Genomic DNA, 19,612 nt, shown 5'->3' with positions numbered 1-19,612 from the left:
ACACCTGAAGTCAGGCGTCGTCGATCGACAGCCGGCGGCTTACATTCGCATGCCGACGGTCGGGGTCGCCGCAGAAAAATCGGCTTTGTACGTGTCTGTAAGCGTCTCGAAGAACGCAGGTAGGCTGTGGATGATCGTCACTGGTGTGCCAGGCAGAATGGCGACTTGACCGCCCATCGACCGTTCGGCGATCAGAAAATCGACACCCTCGAAGTTTTCCATGTTCGTGAGGGAGAGCGTGGCCTCCAGGACCTTCCCCGTTTCGTCTTTTTCGATCCGGCTCGCGGAGATAAAGTAGTCCTGATCTGGGACTTCGGCTCCCCTGAAGAGAAACGACTTCGAGCAGAGGTCGGTGAGATTGGTCGGCATGTCAGCGGCGGCGATGACGCTGTCACGGTTGTGTAGGGATGGTCTGGCCTCGGTCATGATTGGATTTCCAATTGGGTCGCCAGAGTGTCGGTCTTGACCGAGCATTTGACAACCGAGTTGCTTTTCAGGATGGCGGCATCGCGTCGCGCCTTGACGAGGAACGCCCAGTCCCACCGAAGTTCCCACATGGAAGCCTGGACGCTGCCATACTGGTTGGGATATTCGATGATCCGATCCCAATTCGAGCGCCGCATCGTTTCGACAGCATCCGCCGGTCCAGCGGGACCGGGCGCGCATGTGCGGTCATAGCCATGGCTTTCACAGAGTGCGTAGAACGCGTCGGTCTCGCCGCCGTCATCCTCGACGTCGCTACCGCACGACGGAAGGAACCAGCCGTTTAGGACGAAGTGCCAATCGTCGAAGTCGGAGAGCAGGTATAAACCCTCCGGCACGTCGAAGCCGACGAGGAAGGGCGCGTCGGTGGTATCATCGTGTCCGGGCAGTTCGCGCAGTCTATCGTACTCAAGCGCCGATTGTCCGTTGTGTTCGGCCCAGCCGAAAACGGGCCAGCGCGGATTACAATGCGCCGGGGCCGGTCCGATCCGCCTCGCCATCCGGTCGGCTAGCCATCCATAGGCGCTGACGAACTGGTCGTTGTCGTTGAATACCGAGTGCTCGGGCGAGCCGACGATATGGCCAACCTTGCGCAACGCCTCGTAGGCATCGCTTTCCATGTAGTGGAAGACGCGCATTCTTTGTCCGCCATTACTCCAGGATGCGTTCTTCCACCGTAACGTATTCCAGGCGCTCGAAATGCCCGACCCACGGGATATGGCGAACTTCGAAGCCGTCAGGAAGCGTAACCCCTACCTCGGTCTTCTCGAGAATCCGTTTGGCCTCCAAGGCGTTCTTCGCCTCCTTGTGTGCGGACATGATTTCCGAGTGGGCACCGACACGGTTGGAGAAGGAATCTCCTGCGGACCAAACGGCGATCACGAGATGGGCCGTATCGCCCTTCTGGAAATCTTCCCCGACCTCGAGGCCGTCGCCGCTTTCCACCAGGGAGGCACTGCCGAAGTCGTGGGAGGTGTCCGTGTCTTCTCCAGACCATTCCTCGTCGTTGGCTTCACGGGTGACTGCGGTGTAACAGTCGTCCTTGATAACGATCTTCATTCGCCTTCTCCTTCGCCAGCAACCAGGCCCTGCCATAAACGGTTTCCGGAGAAATTTCAAGACGTCGACATGCGAAAGTGCTGACGCAGGCCACATGAAAACCAAGACTTCGAGACGATAATGTGTTGACAATGACCTTGTAAAACCCTAAGACTTGGCCGAAATATGGAGGTCGAGTATGGGTTTGGTCGTCGACATTGCTAGCTTCCGAAACCGCCTGAACCCGGCTCGTCGCTTCGAAAGCGTCGCCTGCCCGCTGTGCGGAACGAAGGCACACGGTGTCGATCGTGGCGGTGAAGTCGCCTATGTCTGCGACGGCAGTCTCACGGACCACGGCAAGCTCGAATGGAGCTACGCCCCCGAGCAAGTGGCCATCCGTAACTGACCATCCGTTATCTTTCCGTTCAAGGACGTGACATGACCTCTACCCAGCATGATCGAGCGCAGACCGCCTTTGCCGAAATCGAACGTCTGCGCATGGCGACAGACGAAGGATCGCTCGCCAAGCGCGCCGACCGCATGTGGGAGATCGCCTGCGAAATGCTCGGCCGCCCGGTCGTTGGTGCCACTCCACTGGAGATCGCGCCCGAGAAGACGCCGCGGGAAATCTCCGTATCCGAGGTTCTCGAAGCGGCTGACGAATGGTTTCGCGAGAGAGCGCCCGCCGAACGCGGTGATCTCGGCATGCAGACGGCGTTCAAGGACGGCGCGACATGGGCAATCGGACGAGCATCGGAGAACCGCAAATGACGTCTGTCACACACCGCCAGAGGCACGCATTGGCTGTCCTGCAACATCGGCACGTTGCCTATCCGCAGTACGCCGGTTTTCCCGCCAATCAGCTGGGAGGTGCGACGACCGCCATTCTGCGCCGGCTCGCGCCGCTCGGTTACGTGAAGGTGACGCGCGGTGGTCGTGGATCGCGTCAGTTCTACTCGATCACCGAAAGCGGTGTCGCGCAGACGATCCGTTCGGTCGGATTTTCCTGTTTCAGCTGTCGCGAGGTCCTGGACTTCGAGTGCGCCGTCGGCGACGAAGATGACATCGCCGGCGCTAAAGGCTGGATGATCGGACATTGGGAGGGCCAGGGCCAATACGTATGCCCGAATTGCCCGACCGCCATCTGGGAGGCCTTGCCGCTCGGTACAGAGGAAGGCCGCAAGAGGTTCGCCGTCTCGGAAGCCGAGACGGCGGCTGGACAATCAGCATGACCGTATCAAGGAAGATTGGCGCTGCGCCGTGCGTCAAATGCAACGGGAACGGCAGCTTGTACGTCCGGTTCACAACGGGTTACATGAGCGGAGCTGCGGAAACCTGCAAGGCGTGTTCCGGGAGTGGGGCCACGCCGCAACCGGCGAGTGGGAGCAAGCCCTCCTCGACGCGATAGTCGTCGCTTGACTTAACCAGGGTCGTTGGTCGACGAAGCCCGCACGCCCCCGTCAAGAACGGGGGCGTTTTCGTCTAAACGCATCTCAGCTTTTTCACGATAGCTCGTGCGTCTGTCCGTCGCAGCGGCCCGATCCCGAGCGCCGTCACGACAGGAGAACCGTCGAAATGCGGAAGCAGAACGTGTCCTTCGTCGGTGAAGAGCGCGTGTGGCACTCCGGCCTCGCGACAGCGGTCTGCAAGCTCTCGGATTTCGCGCTCACTGCGGCAGTAAAGCGTGACCTTTGAGCCGCCGTTCAGGCCGAGCCTGTAACGTCTGGCGTGGTCTGGATGGGTGTCGATGCACTCGAATAGGGATGCCGTGTAAGCATGTCCGGCTTGAGCGGAGAGCTTTCCTGTCGGCATGTCGAGATCGCGGCGGACGACGGCGTACATGATCAGATGATCGTCGCGGTCATCGGCGGGTTGGGTATGGGAGGGCGTATTCTCGGGAAGCGGGCCAATCCGTGTGGCAGGGCTACGTCATCTTCGTTCCTTTCTGGGTTGCCCTACCAGAATGAAAACGGCCGCCGCCCCAGTCAAGGTGCGACGGCCGCGATGAAAGCCCGCGGGACTTAGTGGGCGTTGTTGCGGGACACGATCGAGATCACGTTGCCGCCTGCCGCCGCCTTCTTGGCGACCAGAGCGTCGCGGATTTCGTGGCTCTTCATCGGCTTGCCGAAGAGGTAGCCCTGGATCAGGTTGACGCCGGTCTTGTTGATCTGCTCCAGCTGGTCCGTGTTCTCGACGCCCTCGACCACGATGCCGAGGCCCATGTTCTTGCCGAGGCTGACGATCGCGTCGAACAGGCGGCGGGGCTTTTCTTCGGTGGTGATGTCCTGAAGGAACGCGCGGTCCACCTTCACCTTGTCCAGCGGCAGGGCGCTGATGATCGCGAGGTTGGAGTAGCCCGTGCCGAAGTCGTCGATGGCCGTCTTGACGCCCATGTTCTTGAGGGTCGTCAGGATTTGGCGGGCCTTCTCGCTCTCCTTGAGGAAGATCGACTCGGTGATCTCCACCTGAAGACGGGTGGCGGGAAGCTTGGCCGCCCTGAGCGCCTCGGAGATGACCTCGACGATCTCGAAGTGGGCGAGGTCCAGTACCGAGAGGTTGACCGAGACGCAGGTCTCGTCGTCCCAGCTCGCGCAATCCCGGCAGGCCGTGCGGATCATGTGCTTGGTGATGTCGCCGATCAGGTTCATGCTCTCGGCTATGCCGATGAAGTTGTCGGGGCCAAGCACGCCGAGCTGCGGATGGTGCCAACGGCAGAGAGCCTCGCAGATTTCGATCTTGAGACCGTCGGGCGTGCACATCGGCTGGTACTCGACGACCATCTGGCCGTTCGACACCGCTTCCTGCAACTCGGAGCGCATCTGCTGGGTGTTCCGGTAGACCTGTTCCAGTTCGCGGTCGAAGAGCGCCCAGCGCAGCGTCGATTCCTTGCGCTCGCGCTTCTCCTGCTTGACCTTGTAGAGGGCCAGGTCGGCCTTGTTCATCGCGTCGTCGAGGTTGAATTTCGCCTTCGGCACGACGATGACGCCGCCGCTGCACCGTACTTCGACCGATTTGTCGAAGATGTCGTACGCCTTGCAAATCGTGCGGAAGGCGTTGTCCATGAACGAACCGACGTCGAAGTTCTCTGCGATATGCGGAAGGACGAGGACGAACTCGTCGCCGCCGAGCCGCGAGATGATCAGGCTCGGCGTCTGGCGCTTGAGCTGCTTCATGCTCTGCGCGACGGAGCGGATGACCTCGTCGCCGGCCGCATGGCCGAGCGTATCGTTGATGTCCTTGAACTTGTCCACGTCGAAGACGCATAGCGCGATGTTGGGTCCGCGCGATTTCGCGCGGATGTTCTTGGCTTCCTCCACCAGCTCGCGCATGTGCGAGCGGTTCGGGATGTCGGACAGGCCGTCGATGTTGGCCGAGTAGCGGACCTTCTCCTGCTGGTGGACACGCTCGGTGACGTCCTCGCAGACGACCACGTAGCCGTCGTGCCTGCCATGATGATGGTCGGTCGTGTCGAACGTTTCCTGGCGTATGGTGAACTCGATCTGGAAAGCGTCGGAGAACTTGAGCGTTTCCGTCTTCGACGTGCCCTCCAGCAGCTTGAAGATGCGTTCCTTGAAGCCGACGGCATCCGTGGGCGACAGGCGCACCCGGTTGTTGGCCATGTCGTAGACGTTGCTGTTACGCGGAAGAAGGCCGAGAAGTTCGGCCTCGCTGGCACCCTTGCGCGCGCCATGCATGAAGAGGTCCTCGATGGACTTGCCGGTCAGCTCGACGTCGTCGGGAACGCCGAACATAGCCTTGGCTACTCCGTTGGAGAACTTGATGTTGCCATTCGGCTCCAGCATCAGAAGCCCGTTCGGCATATTCGAAACGGCGTTGTAGAACTTGTTCCTGAGGACGTAGGCGTCCTCCATGGCGGTGATCGTATCCTTGAGGGTCTTGCGGACGGCCTTCGCCATGGCCTGTGTCGCCAGCATGAACGGAATGAGGAGCATCGCGCCGCCGATGCCGATGAAGTACTTGCCGCTGTAGGCCGCGAAGCCGAGAAACGCCGTGATGCAGGGAAGGAAGCTGCACATCACGATCATGAAGACGTTCTGGCCGTTGGCGTAGTTGCGTCCGACCGCGGCGACCATCGTGCCGAGCGTGAGCGCGAGGGGTATACAGGTGGCCCACTGACCGGGGTGGAAGTAGATGGAGTAGCCGGTGAGGGTCCCGACGACCAGCGACGTCATCGACGACGCCGTCATATAGTAGCGGTACCACCGGTCGATCTCCTCTTCCGTGCTGGCATCGGAGATCAGGTGGTCGCATACGCGGTCGTATGCGCGAAACTGGGCGACGCGGCCGAGAAAGACGGCGATGGCGATGCCGCAGAACACGAAATAGAACTTGTCGCCCGTATCCGCATAGGCGATCGAGCAGGCACCTATCTGCCCGATCAGGCCCTGGAACAGCGCGGACCTGCCCTGAAACAGGGGTCGCAGCGAGGGCTTGCGGAAGAACATCTTGTCTTCGGCGGCCTCTGCCCCGACCATTCCAAGCCTGTTCTTGATTATCGATACCAAATTGAAGTGCATAATGACCCCTGGGACGTGCCGGAATTCCAGCTTTCGCCTGGATACCGACGACCTTCCATTAAGGAACTCGCAATCGGAAAGCAAGGACGAAATGCTCTACTAACAGGGGAAGTCGAGAAAGGTTAACGTCGGTGTGGCGCGATACTTAAAATTTGAACGGAATCAATAAGAACGTCACAAATAGTGAACTTGCGGTCACCCACCCGTCGTCGTCAGTTCCTCCAGGCGGTAAGCGAGGTGCTTATAGCGGCAATGGTCGGCGTGGAACTTGGGCTCGGGTGTCTTGGTCATGCAGCCGCAGGAAGCCACGATCTGCGTGATCACCGTGTCGATCTCCGTGAGCTCGTGGACATCGGGATGAATGGTCCGGTCGAGGGCGCTCATATTCGTTTTTCTCCTTATATCTAAGGCGCGAGTTCTTGATCACGCCACAAGGCATTCTCGCACTCCTGCGGCCTACGGCCATTATCGCGCATCGACGTCTTGAAATAAATATGACGTCTTCATTTTTATTGTTGACTTCGGTCACGGGTCGAACGATAAGCACATGTATAGCGGGCGTCCTGGCGGACGGCCTGCCAATCCCTTTAATCGGTGGGTTCGAAACGGTCTCCGCGACACTGCGGGCGCTCGCCGCGAAATACGAATGTGAAATTGAAATGAACGCAATGCGCCACGACATCATCGCAAAGATCGGCTTCCCGGCTTCGGCCCCGGTAGAAGGCCACTTCGCAAGCCTCGCATGCCTGCACGAACACGGCTATCTCCGCGACGGCGGCGATTACTCCTATGCGCTGACAAAAGCCGGATTCCAAGTGGTCCTGAATGGCGAGCGTCCTTTCCTCGACGTCTGCGTGACGCCTCGGGGCATGTTTGTCGACGGTGTGAAGAAGGCCGCGGAAGAGATGTTCGGCGCGCTGGCATCGGAGGGTTTCGAGGGCGTCGTCAGGGAAGCTTCGACAGGTCGCTCGTGGTATCTGTCGGGCGGCCGCTCGATTTCGCTCTCCGGCGAGCTGGATATGTGCGCCTGAAAGCCAATCCCGCCGCTTGAAGGTTGCCGGCCGCTTGCGCCTAATACGGGCACACTTGGAGTCTTCAAATGCAGGTAATCGGTCTCGCCCCGGCGTTCGTCGCAACCGACGTCATCGCAGCCAGAAGCACCCGTCAGACGGTATCGGAATGGGCCGAGCGCGTCGTGCGCCGTCACGTCCGCCGCACGGCGGGCCTTCATCGCCGCCTCACCTCCGAGAAATCCGTCGTCGCAGCCGCCGCCCTCGACCGAATGCCCCCTGACGTCGTCCAGAAGATCGTCGCCGCCTTCAAGGCAGGCGACGAAATCTATTCGCCAGACAAGGCTCTGCTCCAGGCGTTCATCGAACGCGCGCTCGACACTATGGATTTCATGGAGTCTCTACCTCTCTCGGACCGCCGCATCCGCCGTATCGAACGCCTGTCGTGGTCAGACGCCGAGCAGATGGCGGTCGACTGGCATGCGTCGCTGGCCAGGGTCCGATCGACCTCCAAGGACGTCATGTCGGGCGTGCGCAAGATCGCCGAGTTTCCCGACGGATCGTTCTTCGCCGAACTGACCACCGCCATGGCGCTCAAGACCGAGGGCGCGCAGATGGGCCACTGCGTCGGCGGCTACTGGAACCGCGTGAAGGGTGGAGACACGAGGATCGTGTCGCTACGCGACGCCGACGGCCAACCCCATGTCACGATCGAGCTGAGCCGGCCCGCCGAGGTGGATGTCGAAGGACGTGGCAAACTGCGTCTCATGGCGAACCTGAGGGCCGGCATGAACCAGGTGGTGGAGTCGGTCGACTGGTATGCCGCGCAGATCAGAGGCAAGCAGAACCGGGTCCCTGTTCCGAAATACGCGGAGAAGGTCCGGCAGTGGATGGCCGACGTCGCGATCCCGTCGCGGGAAGAGGGTTTCGCCCGGAAGGCCGGCGACGCCACGATGGCGATTTACGCCGTTCCGCGGAACAAGAGCTTCTTCCTGACCGAAGACCCAGGAGAAGCATTTTCGGTCGCATCGTCGATCGCTTTGGCGCAACTCGAGGCGGGCAGCGTCACACCGCGCGACCTCGTGAGGAGAATGCATGTCCACGAGATCGTCCGCGATGTTCGGGACGATGCCGCGGTCTCCGCCTTCGTGGCGTCCGCGGCCGATGCCTTTCTCAGGAGCCTTCGGTCGGCATACGAATCCGGAACGTCGAATGTCCTTCGCAAATTCGCCGAAGGGGGACTGGACGAATTTGTTCGATTGTGCTTCGAGGGTCGGCGTGTCGCCATCGATCCGATGGCCGGAATTACGGACTTCCTGTTGTCGCTCGACGAGAAGGCCGAGGTTGCTTCGCGGGAACATACGTTGGCGGCGGCTCCAGGCGGCCAGACGCTCTCGGCGCGCATCCACACGGTTCCGGCGCTTGGATTGGCGATGCTCAACTCGGGTCGAGCCGCGGGCAAGGAAGAACGCGTTCTCAACGGGATGGAGCCGAAACTTCGCAAGATCGTGGAGGCGATCCGGTCGGATCAGGGCATCTACCACGTTGTCAGGTCATCGACACCCGGGGTGAAGAAGAACGACCTCGTACAGGCGTTCTTCGCTTGCGGCCTCGGGCAGGATTATGCCGTCGCTGCCGCGCAGGTGCCGTCGAGCGTCAAGATGCGGGTCAAGGACATGCTTCTCGAGGCAAAGCGTGCCAGGCTCGCAGGTGCCAATGCGAACGTCGTCTTCAATCTTCTTGGTGAAGGATACGAGGCGAGGCTGTCGTCCATGCTCATCGAGGTCGCTGGTCAGGACAGCCTGGTTATCGGTCCGGAGCCGCAAAAGCCGGTGACGACGGCGAGGGTCGCCCCCTCGCCCGTCCTGAAATCATACCCGATGCCTCGCCGCCGCTAAACGCCTTGGCATTCGTAGCGAGAGGCTGTCACCCGATCGATAGGCTGGAGGCCGCCTGGACCCCATTCTCCGCCGATGTGGAACGATATGCCTCGAAGACGCGCTTTGGGTCGTCCAACAGGGTTCCGAACCCGCGGTCGAGCCGCCGCGCTTCAATATAGCGAACACCCGCTTCCGTCGACTGCGCAAACGATATGTCCCAAGTATCGGGGTCGACGATGCAGGCCGTCAGTCGACCGTTGCGGCTTGCGCCGGTGTCGATGGAGATACGGTTTTCCGTGACCTCCGGTCGCATGCCGATGATCGTATGGCCATGGATGACAGGTCTGGCCTTGGGGTCGACGTGTGCGAGGAATTTTTCCCTGAAATTGGAATAGGGTTTCATGTCTCTGATGCCGGCGAGGATGTCCACGCCCTGGTCGGCGAGGTCCATGGTCCACTCGATGCCTGCATGCACGGCGAGAAGGCCGTGGCGTTCCACGCTCAGAGATGCGTTACGGATAGCGGCGACGTGGTGTCCGAAGTTGGCTTTGAGTGCAGGGAACATGCCTTTGATGTCGAGCTTTCCCATGTAGGACTCGACGGTGGCCATGCCGCCGTTCAACGCCCATGATCCGGAGAGTTCGGACTTTCCATTGCTGTCCAGCGCATCCAGCATCATGTACTCGTGATTGCCGAGCAGAAGCACGGACCCTTCGTGCCGTTGGATCGTACGGATCGCCGTCTCGACGCAGCCCTTGGAATCGGGTCCCCTGTCGACCAGGTCTCCGAGGAACGTGTATCGCGGCTCCGCCCCCCTGCTGCGGGCGTGCCGCTGTAGGAAGGAAAGGAGTTGCATGAGGAGAACGGATTCTCCGTGGGTGTCGGCGATGAAGAAGTCGATCGTTTGCATTTTAATTGATGTCTCCGATTTCTCGATTTTCGCTCGCCGGAAAGCAATCGGCAACATAAGAGGCGGTGGACAACCTCCGTCGGAGTCCGGAATTAACCGTTCGTTTACGGATTCGGGTCTAAGAGGCATGCAGGAAAAAGAGAAAGGGATGACAAGATGGACGTTAGACGCACTGGATCATACCTCTCCCGCGAAGAATCCTACATGTACGACAAGGAGCCGAAGTTCCCGCTCGAGGCGACGAACAACGCCGCTCGCGTCGAATACCTGCGCAACGGCCTGACCTTCACGGAATCCCGGCGCTGCAAGCTGTCGCGGATATCGCGTTCGGGTGCCATCATCGAGTTCTCGGTCGACACCGTTCTTCCGGATTCCATGACGCTCGATATTCCTGACGCGCGCATCGAAAAGATTGGCTGCGTCAAGCAGTCCGAGCGGCGCACCACGATCGGCGAAAAGAGCGTCAACATCACCCTGCGCTTCCTGCGCATGCTCTCGGAGAAGGAACTGGCCAGCATCAAGCAGCACAGCCTGCTGCCGAACGGCCAGCCGCAGCGCATGCCTAACGTGGTGCTTGGCAACTGAACTGTCGGGTCAGAGAGATCAGAGGATGGCGTCGTAGCCGCTGGCTGCGAGCGCCCTGAGCAGGCCGCCGTTTCCCGGAAGCATCATGAACGTGTCGGAGGCGGTCTCCCCCGCCTCCGCAGACGCGACCATCCGCCTTGCGGAGGGAAGCGCCACGCCGGCCATGTAGAGGTGTCGCACTGCGTCGCTGGGCCGCCTCGGACGAGCCGAGGCCGTGAAGGATATCGAACGGCGTGTCATCGAGCCACCGCCTCGACGTCCTGAACCTCGGGGATGAAGTGGCGCATCATGTTGCGGATGCCGTGCTTGAGCGTCGCCGTCGAAGACGGGCAACCCGAACACGCTCCGACCATCTCCAGATGAAGAACACCCTTGTCGTCGAAGCTGTGAAAGCGGACGTCTCCGCCGTCATTGGCGACCGCCGGGCGGACATGCGTTTCAAGCAGGTCCTTGATTTTGGTGACGACGGGATCGCTGTCGCTCTCGACGGCATCCCGCCGAGACAGGTTGGCCAATGCATCCGCAGACGCTGAGATCATCGCCCTTGCCTCGTTCTGGACGTCGATCCAGCTGTTTTCGTCTGCGACCGTCAGGGACAGGTAATCGCGGCCGACGAATACGGAAGCGACGCCGATTCCAAAAAGGGGCCCTAGTGCCTCGGGGGCGCTTACGGCATCCGCGATTTCATAAGGGGAATCCGTCAGGTGGACGTCGAAGCTGAACTTCTTCGTCAGTGGGTTCGGCGTCGGTTCGATGCGGACGATGAGCTCTTTCATCGGCAGCCTCGCATGCCGGCGACGAGTTGCACCGCAGGCGCGCTGTCGCCTGGCATGAGACGGGCGGCATTCTCGCGGTCGATCTCGAAAATGGCGAGATGGTTGACGAGGACGGTTTCGAAGAGTTCGGTGTGGCCGCCCTCGCCGGCGAGGACGGTCCTGCGGGCCGAAGGGGACTTGGAGACGGCGACCGGTTCGGTTCCGCTCAGGTCGAGTTCGACGGTCTGGACCAGGACCTGCCCGTGATCATCGGTCAATAGCAGGGTGCCGTGGCCGTCCACGTCCCAAAGGCTCCAGTTTTCCGAAGCCGTGGTTTCATTCGTTGTCATGTCTCGTCTTTCTTTTCGGCGACCTGCCGTAAAATTCCGCCTCCGAAGCGGCTGCTTCTGAGGAGAGCGCCGTCGGGAATGCGGGAATTATAGACATCGGTAACGCAAGAGCAACCCGGATTCGTCAAAAATGACGTCTTCAATTAATTGACGCACCGTTGCCTGCATTCACCGACACGCGCGTAGGGGTCTGCAGGACCATCCGAGGCTTCATGGCCGGCCCTGCGAAAGCCGGAGCCGCGCGTCGTCCGCTCTGGTGCAAAGGCGTCATTGCGCCCGTCGGGCAGGCACCGCGAGGCTCGCGAACGCCGATCGCGTCGACGGCGTGATCATCTTCGTTGTTTCGCGGGCCTAGAGTCTGTGGGGTCTTGAATTATTTCAGCAGAGCCGTTGCCTTTCCAGTATCAAGCATATATACGAAGCGTCTGTTTTGTCGGAGAAGAGCTGCGATGACGACCTATGACAATCCGACGGCGGAAGCCCTCGAACTCTGGCAGGAAATCGTCGGTGTCAAAGCGGGTTCGTCCTCCTTTACATGGGGTACGGCTCATCACCGCGGCGAGTTCGAGCGCCTGCGCGAAGCCCTCGATCTCGATCCGACGGAAATCACCGCGAACTTGCTGCTCGGCTACTACGCCCGCAAGCACTTCCAGGAAACCCAGGTCACGCAGGCCGAGTTGCTCGCCGATACCGCCGGCATCCTCAAACTTCTCGAGAAGCCCCGCCGTTTGCTGGAAATCCTCGAGCGGCCCGAGATCGTCGAGCGCCGCGCCGCATTCATCTCCAGCGTAACGCAGGCCCTGGAGATGTACGGAGCGGCCGACCGCGAAGACGTCCAGGAGGTTCTCGCAGACCATGACGCGATGGCGTTCCTTCGTCGCGATGCGTTGCGCTCGATGGAAAAACTGTCGGTCCACCAGTTCCTCGACGGCGATCCGGAGCCTGCGTCGGTGCGCCCCGTCTACTACAAGTTCGTCTACCAGTGGTTCAATGTGAACTCGATGCTCGACGCCGTCGCAGGGCAGGCACCAGGCGTCAGTCTGAACCTGATCCGCGACCCAAATGACTTCCAGTCGTATTTTTGCTTCGCGATCCGAAATGGCGGACGGGTGTTCGTGTTGAGCGATGTCCCAAAGAACGTGCATCCGCTTCAGCCCATGTTGTCCCGTCGACCGGACCGGGAGATGAAAGAAAGGGTCGCAAAAAACTGGTATCCTTATGATCTTATGGGTCTCGCCTACAACGAAGAGAACGGCCAGTTGTATTTCGACCGCAGCTCGGAGCGCTCGCTCGTGGTCGGTCAAAGCCAGGCCCTTCCATTGAAGCCGATCTCAAAGATCGGTCCCCACGAAGTCATCTGGACCGCCATGATGTTCGGTTTGATCGTCGACCGCTTTTGGCGCAAGGGACACACCGAGAAGCAGCTGTCCTACACGGCCGAAATGATCCGCGTCGAAGACAAGATGCTTACCTCCGCCGTCAAGACGGGACTGCCGGTCAAGGGCTATACCAAGATCGACGCCAAGCCGCTTGAGCGCGACGACGTCATGAATCCGAGCGCGGAAGCCACGGAAGCCTTCGGCCCACGGACGAAGTATGAGACTGCGTGGATGGAGGAGCGTTATGGTCATCTCGTTACCGAGGAGAGCTTGAATCTCATCGCATCTCCCGAGCGTCATCATCGCCTCGCCCTGACGACCGGAGAGATCACGGACAGCCGTAGCCGCGACGACCTGAGCGACCGAAGGTCCTTCGGCGATAGCAAAGTTCTGTCCACGGTGAAGATCGAGAAGCTTCCGTCGACGAGCTTCGGTTCGAAGGAGAAGATCGAGGCCGACCGTCTGTTCATCGCCCGCTACAACTACGCGATCCAGATCAACGCGTTGGCGCGTAACGAATACGAGAAGCGGAAGGACGAGGTCACCAAATGGTACCGCGCCAAGGTCGACGCCAACGCAGAGACATTGAAGTCGTGGGTCGTTGACCAAATTCTGTGGGTGCCTTCCACACATGACAGATACAGCTCCAAGATGGGGCACGGCTACGCTCCGACGGGGAAGCAGGCCATCAGGTCGTTCGCGTTTCCTTGGATGATGGACGATGTCAACAGGCGCATTCGCAACCTCGGCATCGGGACCAAGACGATCGGTGGCTTCGAAAGCACCAGGGGATACCTGTGCGCCGTAAACGACACCAAGGCAAGCTACTGCTTCACGTTCTGTCCTGCCAACGCGAAGGAAATCGCCGTGGTCGCCGGATGCGAGGAGAGCGAGCTTCCAGACGTGTTGCAACACTACAACCTCGGTGCGGACCACAAGGGCAACCACCTCTTGGATCGCGTCGATCCGGTCGACTGGGCCATCCATGACCCATGGGAGGAGTTCGACGCGCGAGTGGGAATCTTCTTGTCTAAGCGGGGTTTCGACAAGCTCTGCAAGAGCAGCGTCAAGCCGCCTTACTGGGAGGAACACGGCGTGAAGGAAGCCACTCACCACGATTGGCGTACGTGGTAGCAAAAACCACCTGGGGACAAGACTTTTTAAGGTCGAATCTGCCGGCGTTTTGAGGCCGGTGGTTGCGGAACATAACATTCTCCAATTGCAGGACCTCGAAAGAGGCGTATCCAGTGGGGGAATACATGTTAAAGCCTGCCCTTTTCGTGATGCTGATGGCGAGCGTCGTCGGTTTGGCGCTGCCTGCTTCGGCCGAGGGAACGTTCATCTATCGATACAAGCAGGCCGTCGGGAACGACGCTGGCGGCGGAACGGTCGGACCTGGTAACGGCGGTCCCGGTCCGACGAACCCGGGGAACGGTGGCGGAGAGGAAGTCGCCTGCGGAACGGCGACGGGCAGCCTTTATACCTGCTCGCCCGGCCTCGACGAGCCGAGCACAACGGGTGCCGATCCGATCAAAATCGTCCTTACGGGCGATCCGACGGGAGAGAGCGATAGCCGTCCGTTCGAATGCATGCACGTCTCGGGCGGCTACGGCAACTATATCTTCATGGTCACGCCGCTGGGTGATACGTCCTGGATTCAGAGCGTCGATGTGGTTGCGAAGTCCGATCTCAACGCTCCTGAATCCGGTAACAAGTACTGGTTTCAGTATCCGGACTACGACGGAGACTACGACATCATCAGCACGACGCCGGATATCTGCGTGCGCGTGACCCCGAAGCCCGACGTCACGGGTCCCGCGAGCAACGTCAAGGTCAGCGTCACGGTGGGAGACTACGAGACGAGTGCTGTGTCGGACGGCAAGGCCAATTACACGGAGAACCCGTACGATGCCCAGAAGGAAGTCACCTTCACCCTGAAGGCCGGCTACTTCACCGTCAAGCAGAGCCAGATCGGCATGTCCTTCAACCTCGTGCAGAACTACGGCACCAGCCGATACTACGGGCCGCCGCTCTTCACCTATTGGACCACGACGGGAAGCGGCATTCTCCGCGGCAAGCCGTTCTACTACCAGTGCTGGAAGTACAATGCCGGCTTCGGCTCCGACATGATGCAGTACATGGTCGCCAAATACCCGTTCTCCGACCCACCAAGCTGGGTCGAGTGGTTCGACCTGCGTACACCCGCCCAGATCAATCTGCCGTACGAGGCGCTTGCACCGGATCATCCGGGATCACAGGACGCGTCATGGCCGATGGACTTCCCGACCGACCAGCAGCACATTTTTGAGCCTGGAAAGGAAATCTGCCTGCGCGTCGCCGAGAAGGCGGGGAATACCTCAACCGAGCCTTTCACGTTCACCATGTACCTGATGGAAAACTTCCCGATGGAGGGAAGCACCGTCAAGGACCAGAACTATCTCACCTTCAAGTACAATGCGACGCCGGTGTTCAACGATCCGGCCAACGACTGGGTGGATACGGGGGACGGTGATGACGGCGGCGATGATGGATCGACCTGCGACGGGCCCTGCCAGTAACGAACGCGACGAAAACGGCCGGTATGACCGGCCGTTTTTTCATTGAAGAGCGGCGTCAGCTCTCGTAGCTATCAAGCCAGTAGTGAAAGCCGTCATAGTGAAGGAAGCTGATCTGATCCTCTGCCGCGTCGATTTCCGTCTGGTTGGCGTTCGATTTCCCGGACAGAATGTAGTGAACCATCGCCTCGACGAGAGCGTCCTTGACTCGGTCTTCTCGCCATACGTCGAGGTAAGCCGACCATGAGCGGTGTATCAATCTGGCGATCATGGCTCCGCGCCCGTAACTGCTGACAACATCCCGGAACTCGGTCGCCAGACGCCCGAAGTCCGGATGGGAGGCCATCTCGTCGAGCGCGGCCTCCAACTTGATGTCGAACGCCGCTGCTTCGCGTTGGAGGGTTTCCACGAGGCCCCGCCAGTCGAATGCGTAGGTCTGCGCGCTCCAAAGATCGCTGATCGCGACAACCTCGAGCGCGCCGCTTTTCGTCGTGCCGACATCCAGCGCGAAATCGAGAACCTCACGCTCCTTGAGAAGTTTGCCGACCTCGCGCGCGAAGTCGGCATGGCTCGCGAGGATAGCGCTGTGGTCGATCGTCCCCTCGCCGTCCTCGAGCAGCGCCGAGGCCCCGAGGCTCAAGCGGCGATCGAACCCCTTGTCGCTATCGCCGTCGTAGGGATGGGCTGCCGGATCGGTGCAGGTCGATCCGACAATCACACCGTCATGGAAGAAGTAGCGGTTGAGCGTGCGATACGCCTGCCATGGCTCTACGGTCGCCGCCCACTCGTAACGGGCAATGTTGTCCAGAAGATCATGCGCAGATCGGATGGTGGAGACCCGGGACAGATCGATCCGCCTCGGTCTGCGTTTGACGTTGCCGCCGCGTGGCGTGTAGATCGCGACTTTCGTTGCGTTCGCGGCCATATCGGCAAGTGCCCCGGCCAGCATGATGCGTGACTCATTGAGACGCCTTTCGAAAATCTCGCGCTCGATCGCCTCGAAGCGCGACGGACCGACGCCGAAAACTGTCCTGCCGAGGTGATCATGAAGGAAATCCCACGACCAGAACATCGGGTCCGCGGACTCTTCCTCGCCGAGACGGTACAGGAGCTTCGACAGGTCTGCATCGAACCGCGGGTCGTTTTTGTCCGCCTCGCTTCGCCCGGGATAGTGCTTGGCAAGGCGGGGGACACCGTCTTCGTCGTGTCCGGTCAGGAGTGCCGTGACGATGTCATTGTCGTCCAGGACGACGTGGACCGCGGAGACGCACGGGGTCAGACGGGCAAAGGCTCCGAAGGCGCTCGCCGCGCGCAATGTTCGCGCGATCATCGCGGATTCGTCCGGTCGTGGTTGCGGCGGGACTGCGATTGAGAGGGAGTGTTTCTCGATCCGAAAGGCCTGGAGTGCGGGCTGGTCGCCGGGGTTCTCGATAAATCCGGCAATAGCCCTTTCCAAGCTCTGTGAATGGTTTGGGCATTCCTCGGTCCGTTTGGCGAGCGCTCGCTTTACGGCATCACCATTCCGCCAATCCGGGAAGCTCCGGTCCCAGGCTTCCTGCCAGAACCTGAGGTCGGCCTCGGCGCTCGGCGCTGCTGCAATGGCTCGCTCGATGTCGTCGACGAACGGCAGTGCCTCGATCCGCAAAACCGTCACGCAGCCGGATCGGGCCAATCGCCGCCTCAGTACGGGAAATCCTTCCTCGTCGGACCGAGAGTCGTCAAAACACCGCTGGAACAGCGTGCCTTTCCAAAATGGCGTGGACGAGGTCATTAATTTCTCCTGGATGGTCAACAATATTTTTGGCTCTCCGCCGAAGGATGTCCAGACCTAAGCAGCCAAAGGGGAGCGAATTATTCAAGACCTCGCGGATAGAAATGTTGACAATTTCCAGAACTCGTCTATAAGTCAGGCAACGAACGAAACGAAGGGGTGTCCGATGTCCGATCTTCCTCCCGCAATTAAGGCGATCCAAGAGCAGTTCCGCCCTCGTTTCGAGGCGCAGGACGCCCGTATGGAAGCAATGGCCGCAGCCGCTTTCAAGGCGCGCATGGACAACGCCGAAGTCACCCATGACGTATCGGCTGAAGAAGCGCTTGCGATGCTCGCCAAAGAGGCGAAGAAATACGATCTCGAGTAGAACCGAATAAGACCCTCCCAAGGTCGAGGCGCGCGTGACACGGTCCGCGCGCCTTTTTGCGTTGCACAAAATTCCATCGTTTTTCTTTCTTGCAGTCTCGATGGGCAGAATGGCTTCACACGCACGGAGTGGGGCCATGCAAGGTGTAAAACGGGTTCTGTATACCGATCTCTACTGGGATTCTCTCGCGGAATTCCGGAACACGCCGTACTATCGGCAAATCCACGAGAACATCATTGCCTGTGTGGCGAACAAGGTCCGTGACAGGAATTTCTGGTCGCCGACGGATGAAATGTTCTCGGCGCAGAAAGAACTCAAGGGGATTTGGCACGCGAGGATTCTAGGCGTTCCGCTGCGGCTGTTGTTCTACAAGATCGAGGGAGACACGCTTTACTTCGGAAGCATCGGCACCCACGCCGACTACGGTTGGAAGGGCAAGAACTCCAAAGCCGCCGAACGGCTGGTCGAACGTTTCAGGCATTCGATCTCCAGGGGCCATGTCCCTTTCCCGGACTGGGACCCGTTCCGTTGGAACGACCCGGCTACTCTGGTCGATCATCCGGAAATGGCTGTCTTGTCATCCAAGTCGCTACGCGTTCTCTACGGCCAGCTATCAGAGGAATACGAGACCCTGACCCTGTTCAAGCGCAAGCACGGCGAGCGTGCCGTCGAGGACCTGGAGCTTGCGGTCTCATGGATCGAGACGATTTCGCAAGCCAGGGACCAGGTCGAGCGCCTGGTCGCCTCACGAGAGATGTTCGAAAAGGCCTTCCGAGACACCACCATGGCAGATTGCGCGATGGTGATCCCCTCGCCCGAAGTCGCTTCCAGGTATACGAGCTACCGGTGATCGGCCGAGAAGCGGCCAGTCCGAATTTTCCAAAGGCGTGACCCGAAATCCGGTGTCACGCCTTTGTCGTCTGCGGGCATCATGCTTTCTCGTGGAAAGTCTGCTGCTGACCGGCCGCGTCGTTGTTGTCGCGTATGGTCTTGGTCAGGTTAATCGAAGACATGACGATCATGGTGACCCCCATCGCGAGGAAGCCCTTTGCCCAAAGATCGGTCGGCAGGAAAAATATGCCGATGCCGGTCATCAGGACGGAAGCGAGGAAAGAGACGTAGGTGAAGTTTACCCAGTTGCTGGAATGCGGTGCGCTCATGGTGGTTATCCTCCCATTGGGGTTGTTTTCTTTTGCGATCGGGGTCTACAATTTGACCAGTGATCGAATTCAGGATGTGGAGTTTTCGATCAGTGATCAACATGGATTTCGAGCACCGATCGAAAATGAAAGGAAAAAACGATGCAAGTCGTTGAAAAGACAACGAAACAAAAATCGAAAATTTCGAAAAAAGAGCTAATTCTGGATGTCGCCGACCGGCAGATTTCCGCCGGTGGCCTCAAGTCGATGTCGATCAGAACCATCGCCGACGAGCTGGGCGGAGCGAGTTCGTCGATGTACTACCATTTCAAAGACCTCGATGAATTGGTGCTGCGGGTCAACTCGCGTACGATCGCCATTCTCGACGGCCTCCTGGCCGAGGCTGCGGAGGCTGCCGACGGCATGGGCGTGGCGGCCCTGTTCGAGAGACTGGCCCTCGCCTACCTGCATTTCGCGATCGACCGCCCCATGCAGTTCGCGGCGCTATTCGAACATCGGATGACCGGAGACGCCCCTATCCCGGATTGGCATATGCAGGAACACTACGCGCTCTTCAGGCATGTGGAGGCCCCCCTGGCGTCGCTGGACATGCCCATGTCTGCGGACGAGCGCCGCGTCCTTGCGCGCACGATCTTTTCGGCCGTCCACGGGATCGTCCACCTCGCGATGCAGGGAAGGCTGATTTCTCTTCCGGTTCAGGAGATCGAGAAGCAGCTCCGCCTGATTACGCAGGTCCTGGCGAGCGGCCTTGCAGGCTTCGCTGCTGCTCGGGTCGCCTGATCGGTTGGCGAGGCGGGTGAGATTTCGTCGAGGTATCCATGCTGCTCGACG

General features: G+C 59.9%; 23 protein-coding genes. 11 read left to right on the top strand and 12 right to left on the bottom strand.

What is annotated here, in order from left to right; translation table 11 throughout:
- Nucleotides 1–39 precede the first annotated feature (39 nt).
- The 3 genes from FHT76_RS01645 to FHT76_RS01635 are packed head-to-tail and all read right to left on the bottom strand — an operon-like array spanning nucleotide 40 to nucleotide 1,542.
- Nucleotides 40–426: a hypothetical protein gene (locus FHT76_RS01645; RefSeq protein ID WP_259183907.1), complete on the bottom strand. Its 387-nt coding sequence runs from the start codon at nucleotides 424–426 to the stop codon at nucleotides 40–42.
- Complete coding sequence (locus FHT76_RS01640; protein WP_259183906.1) at nucleotides 423–1,121, bottom strand: DUF3841 domain-containing protein; 699 nt, start codon at nucleotides 1,119–1,121, stop codon at nucleotides 423–425. The genes FHT76_RS01645 and FHT76_RS01640 overlap by 4 nt, the downstream gene beginning before the upstream one ends.
- 13 nt (nucleotides 1,122–1,134) lie before the next feature.
- The gene (locus FHT76_RS01635) at nucleotides 1,135–1,542 is read right to left on the bottom strand and encodes a hypothetical protein (RefSeq protein WP_259183905.1); all 408 of its coding nucleotides are present in this window, start codon (nucleotides 1,540–1,542) and stop codon (nucleotides 1,135–1,137) included.
- A 178-nt stretch (nucleotides 1,543–1,720) separates the two neighbouring features.
- Here FHT76_RS01635 and FHT76_RS01630 point away from each other — a divergent pair, with 178 nt between their 5' ends.
- From FHT76_RS01630 to FHT76_RS01620, 3 genes are read left to right on the top strand one after another with little or no spacing between them, the layout of a single operon-like run.
- Entirely contained in the window at nucleotides 1,721–1,927 is a 207-nt protein-coding gene (locus tag FHT76_RS01630; RefSeq protein WP_259183903.1) for a hypothetical protein, read from the top strand.
- Nucleotides 1,928–1,959: 32 nt separating this feature from the next.
- On the top strand, nucleotides 1,960–2,292 hold the full coding sequence (locus tag FHT76_RS01625) for a hypothetical protein (RefSeq protein ID WP_259183902.1): 333 nt from the start codon (nucleotides 1,960–1,962) through the stop codon (nucleotides 2,290–2,292).
- Nucleotides 2,289–2,753, top strand: coding sequence for a hypothetical protein (locus tag FHT76_RS01620; RefSeq protein ID WP_259183901.1), 465 nt, complete (start codon nucleotides 2,289–2,291; stop codon nucleotides 2,751–2,753). The genes FHT76_RS01625 and FHT76_RS01620 overlap by 4 nt, the downstream gene beginning before the upstream one ends.
- A gap of 250 nt (nucleotides 2,754–3,003) precedes the next feature.
- Here the strand turns inward: FHT76_RS01620 and FHT76_RS01615 are convergent, their stop codons facing one another.
- From FHT76_RS01615 to FHT76_RS01605, 3 genes are all read right to left on the bottom strand, one after another.
- On the bottom strand, nucleotides 3,004–3,363 hold the full coding sequence (locus FHT76_RS01615) for an aminoacyl-tRNA hydrolase (RefSeq protein WP_259183900.1): 360 nt from the start codon (nucleotides 3,361–3,363) through the stop codon (nucleotides 3,004–3,006).
- Between the two features lie 179 nt (nucleotides 3,364–3,542).
- Nucleotides 3,543–6,059, bottom strand: a complete 2,517-nt coding sequence (locus FHT76_RS01610) for an EAL domain-containing protein (RefSeq protein WP_259183899.1) — start codon at nucleotides 6,057–6,059, stop codon at nucleotides 3,543–3,545.
- A 195-nt stretch (nucleotides 6,060–6,254) separates the two neighbouring features.
- Nucleotides 6,255–6,443 carry a hypothetical protein gene (locus tag FHT76_RS01605; RefSeq protein WP_259183898.1) on the bottom strand — a complete coding sequence of 63 codons (189 nt, stop codon included), beginning with the start codon at nucleotides 6,441–6,443 and terminating at the stop codon, nucleotides 6,255–6,257.
- A gap of 275 nt (nucleotides 6,444–6,718) precedes the next feature.
- On the opposite strand from FHT76_RS01605, the gene FHT76_RS01600 reads away from it, so the two are divergent.
- The gene (locus FHT76_RS01600) at nucleotides 6,719–7,090 is read left to right on the top strand and encodes a hypothetical protein (protein WP_259183897.1); all 372 of its coding nucleotides are present in this window, start codon (nucleotides 6,719–6,721) and stop codon (nucleotides 7,088–7,090) included.
- Nucleotides 7,091–7,158: 68 nt separating this feature from the next.
- Nucleotides 7,159–8,967 (top strand): PcfJ domain-containing protein, encoded by a 1,809-nt coding sequence (locus FHT76_RS01595; RefSeq protein ID WP_259183896.1) that lies wholly within the window; start codon nucleotides 7,159–7,161, stop codon nucleotides 8,965–8,967.
- A gap of 28 nt (nucleotides 8,968–8,995) precedes the next feature.
- Here the strand turns inward: FHT76_RS01595 and FHT76_RS01590 are convergent, their stop codons facing one another.
- A complete protein-coding gene (locus tag FHT76_RS01590) occupies nucleotides 8,996–9,859 on the bottom strand; it encodes a metallophosphoesterase (protein ID WP_259183894.1) in 864 nt (287 codons plus the stop codon).
- Between the two features lie 156 nt (nucleotides 9,860–10,015).
- Here FHT76_RS01590 and FHT76_RS01585 point away from each other — a divergent pair, with 156 nt between their 5' ends.
- The gene (locus FHT76_RS01585) at nucleotides 10,016–10,444 is read left to right on the top strand and encodes a hypothetical protein (RefSeq protein WP_259183893.1); all 429 of its coding nucleotides are present in this window, start codon (nucleotides 10,016–10,018) and stop codon (nucleotides 10,442–10,444) included.
- 18 nt (nucleotides 10,445–10,462) lie between these two features.
- Here the strand turns inward: FHT76_RS01585 and FHT76_RS01580 are convergent, their stop codons facing one another.
- From FHT76_RS01580 to FHT76_RS01570, 3 genes are read right to left on the bottom strand one after another with little or no spacing between them, the layout of a single operon-like run.
- On the bottom strand, nucleotides 10,463–10,684 hold the full coding sequence (locus FHT76_RS01580; RefSeq protein ID WP_259183892.1) for a hypothetical protein: 222 nt from the start codon (nucleotides 10,682–10,684) through the stop codon (nucleotides 10,463–10,465).
- Nucleotides 10,681–11,220, bottom strand: a complete 540-nt coding sequence (locus FHT76_RS01575; RefSeq protein WP_259183891.1) for a NifU family protein — start codon at nucleotides 11,218–11,220, stop codon at nucleotides 10,681–10,683. The genes FHT76_RS01580 and FHT76_RS01575 overlap by 4 nt, the downstream gene beginning before the upstream one ends.
- Nucleotides 11,217–11,549, bottom strand: coding sequence for a hypothetical protein (locus FHT76_RS01570; RefSeq protein ID WP_259183890.1), 333 nt, complete (start codon nucleotides 11,547–11,549; stop codon nucleotides 11,217–11,219). Before FHT76_RS01570 ends, FHT76_RS01575 begins: the two co-directional genes overlap by 4 nt.
- 449 nt (nucleotides 11,550–11,998) lie before the next feature.
- Here FHT76_RS01570 and FHT76_RS01565 point away from each other — a divergent pair, with 449 nt between their 5' ends.
- Both FHT76_RS01565 and FHT76_RS01560 read left to right on the top strand, forming a co-directional pair.
- Nucleotides 11,999–14,062 carry a hypothetical protein gene (locus FHT76_RS01565; protein WP_259183889.1) on the top strand — a complete coding sequence of 688 codons (2,064 nt, stop codon included), beginning with the start codon at nucleotides 11,999–12,001 and terminating at the stop codon, nucleotides 14,060–14,062.
- Nucleotides 14,063–14,187: 125 nt separating this feature from the next.
- Nucleotides 14,188–15,486, top strand: a complete 1,299-nt coding sequence (locus FHT76_RS01560) for a hypothetical protein (protein WP_259183888.1) — start codon at nucleotides 14,188–14,190, stop codon at nucleotides 15,484–15,486.
- A 55-nt stretch (nucleotides 15,487–15,541) separates the two neighbouring features.
- Here the strand turns inward: FHT76_RS01560 and FHT76_RS01555 are convergent, their stop codons facing one another.
- On the bottom strand, nucleotides 15,542–17,254 hold the full coding sequence (locus tag FHT76_RS01555) for a hypothetical protein (protein ID WP_259183887.1): 1,713 nt from the start codon (nucleotides 17,252–17,254) through the stop codon (nucleotides 15,542–15,544).
- Nucleotides 17,255–17,420: 166 nt separating this feature from the next.
- On the opposite strand from FHT76_RS01555, the gene FHT76_RS01550 reads away from it, so the two are divergent.
- Together FHT76_RS01550 and FHT76_RS01545 are read left to right on the top strand one after the other, a co-directional pair.
- The gene (locus FHT76_RS01550) at nucleotides 17,421–17,621 is read left to right on the top strand and encodes a hypothetical protein (RefSeq protein ID WP_259183886.1); all 201 of its coding nucleotides are present in this window, start codon (nucleotides 17,421–17,423) and stop codon (nucleotides 17,619–17,621) included.
- 136 nt (nucleotides 17,622–17,757) lie between these two features.
- A complete protein-coding gene (locus tag FHT76_RS01545) occupies nucleotides 17,758–18,471 on the top strand; it encodes a hypothetical protein (protein ID WP_259183885.1) in 714 nt (237 codons plus the stop codon).
- A gap of 79 nt (nucleotides 18,472–18,550) precedes the next feature.
- On the opposite strand, the gene FHT76_RS01540 is transcribed toward FHT76_RS01545, so the two are convergent.
- Nucleotides 18,551–18,781 (bottom strand): YiaA/YiaB family inner membrane protein, encoded by a 231-nt coding sequence (locus FHT76_RS01540; protein WP_259183884.1) that lies wholly within the window; start codon nucleotides 18,779–18,781, stop codon nucleotides 18,551–18,553.
- A 141-nt stretch (nucleotides 18,782–18,922) separates the two neighbouring features.
- Between FHT76_RS01540 and FHT76_RS01535 the strand changes: the two genes are divergently transcribed.
- Entirely contained in the window at nucleotides 18,923–19,561 is a 639-nt protein-coding gene (locus tag FHT76_RS01535) for a TetR/AcrR family transcriptional regulator (RefSeq protein ID WP_259183883.1), read from the top strand.
- Nucleotides 19,562–19,612 lie beyond the last annotated feature (51 nt).

The organism is Rhizobium sp. BK176 (genome assembly GCF_024808055.1).
This window is presented reverse-complemented; position numbering and strand designations above follow the sequence as displayed.

Bases quoted from the DNA above. Each gene is read 5' to 3' on its own strand.
- FHT76_RS01645 (WP_259183907.1), bottom strand. From the start codon at position 426: ATGACCGAGGCCAGACCATCCCTACACAACCGTGACAGCGTCATCGCC.
- FHT76_RS01560 (WP_259183888.1), top strand. From the start codon at position 14,188: ATGTTAAAGCCTGCCCTTTTCGTGATGCTGATGGCGAGCGTCGTCGGT.
- FHT76_RS01595 (WP_259183896.1), top strand. From the start codon at position 7,159: ATGCAGGTAATCGGTCTCGCCCCGGCGTTCGTCGCAACCGACGTCATC.
- FHT76_RS01565 (WP_259183889.1), top strand. From the start codon at position 11,999: ATGACGACCTATGACAATCCGACGGCGGAAGCCCTCGAACTCTGGCAG.
- FHT76_RS01640 (WP_259183906.1), bottom strand. From the start codon at position 1,121: ATGCGCGTCTTCCACTACATGGAAAGCGATGCCTACGAGGCGTTGCGC.
- FHT76_RS01600 (WP_259183897.1), top strand. From the start codon at position 6,719: ATGAACGCAATGCGCCACGACATCATCGCAAAGATCGGCTTCCCGGCT.
- FHT76_RS01580 (WP_259183892.1), bottom strand. From the start codon at position 10,684: ATGACACGCCGTTCGATATCCTTCACGGCCTCGGCTCGTCCGAGGCGG.
- FHT76_RS01605 (WP_259183898.1), bottom strand. From the start codon at position 6,443: ATGAGCGCCCTCGACCGGACCATTCATCCCGATGTCCACGAGCTCACG.
- FHT76_RS01575 (WP_259183891.1), bottom strand. From the start codon at position 11,220: ATGAAAGAGCTCATCGTCCGCATCGAACCGACGCCGAACCCACTGACG.
- FHT76_RS01615 (WP_259183900.1), bottom strand. From the start codon at position 3,363: ATGTACGCCGTCGTCCGCCGCGATCTCGACATGCCGACAGGAAAGCTC.
- FHT76_RS01540 (WP_259183884.1), bottom strand. From the start codon at position 18,781: ATGAGCGCACCGCATTCCAGCAACTGGGTAAACTTCACCTACGTCTCT.
- FHT76_RS01535 (WP_259183883.1), top strand. From the start codon at position 18,923: ATGCAAGTCGTTGAAAAGACAACGAAACAAAAATCGAAAATTTCGAAA.
- FHT76_RS01590 (WP_259183894.1), bottom strand. From the start codon at position 9,859: ATGCAAACGATCGACTTCTTCATCGCCGACACCCACGGAGAATCCGTT.
- FHT76_RS01630 (WP_259183903.1), top strand. From the start codon at position 1,721: ATGGGTTTGGTCGTCGACATTGCTAGCTTCCGAAACCGCCTGAACCCG.
- FHT76_RS01555 (WP_259183887.1), bottom strand. From the start codon at position 17,254: ATGACCTCGTCCACGCCATTTTGGAAAGGCACGCTGTTCCAGCGGTGT.
- FHT76_RS01545 (WP_259183885.1), top strand. From the start codon at position 17,758: ATGCAAGGTGTAAAACGGGTTCTGTATACCGATCTCTACTGGGATTCT.
- FHT76_RS01570 (WP_259183890.1), bottom strand. From the start codon at position 11,549: ATGACAACGAATGAAACCACGGCTTCGGAAAACTGGAGCCTTTGGGAC.
- FHT76_RS01550 (WP_259183886.1), top strand. From the start codon at position 17,421: ATGTCCGATCTTCCTCCCGCAATTAAGGCGATCCAAGAGCAGTTCCGC.
- FHT76_RS01585 (WP_259183893.1), top strand. From the start codon at position 10,016: ATGGACGTTAGACGCACTGGATCATACCTCTCCCGCGAAGAATCCTAC.
- FHT76_RS01620 (WP_259183901.1), top strand. From the start codon at position 2,289: ATGACGTCTGTCACACACCGCCAGAGGCACGCATTGGCTGTCCTGCAA.
- FHT76_RS01610 (WP_259183899.1), bottom strand. From the start codon at position 6,059: ATGCACTTCAATTTGGTATCGATAATCAAGAACAGGCTTGGAATGGTC.
- FHT76_RS01625 (WP_259183902.1), top strand. From the start codon at position 1,960: ATGACCTCTACCCAGCATGATCGAGCGCAGACCGCCTTTGCCGAAATC.
- FHT76_RS01635 (WP_259183905.1), bottom strand. From the start codon at position 1,542: ATGAAGATCGTTATCAAGGACGACTGTTACACCGCAGTCACCCGTGAA.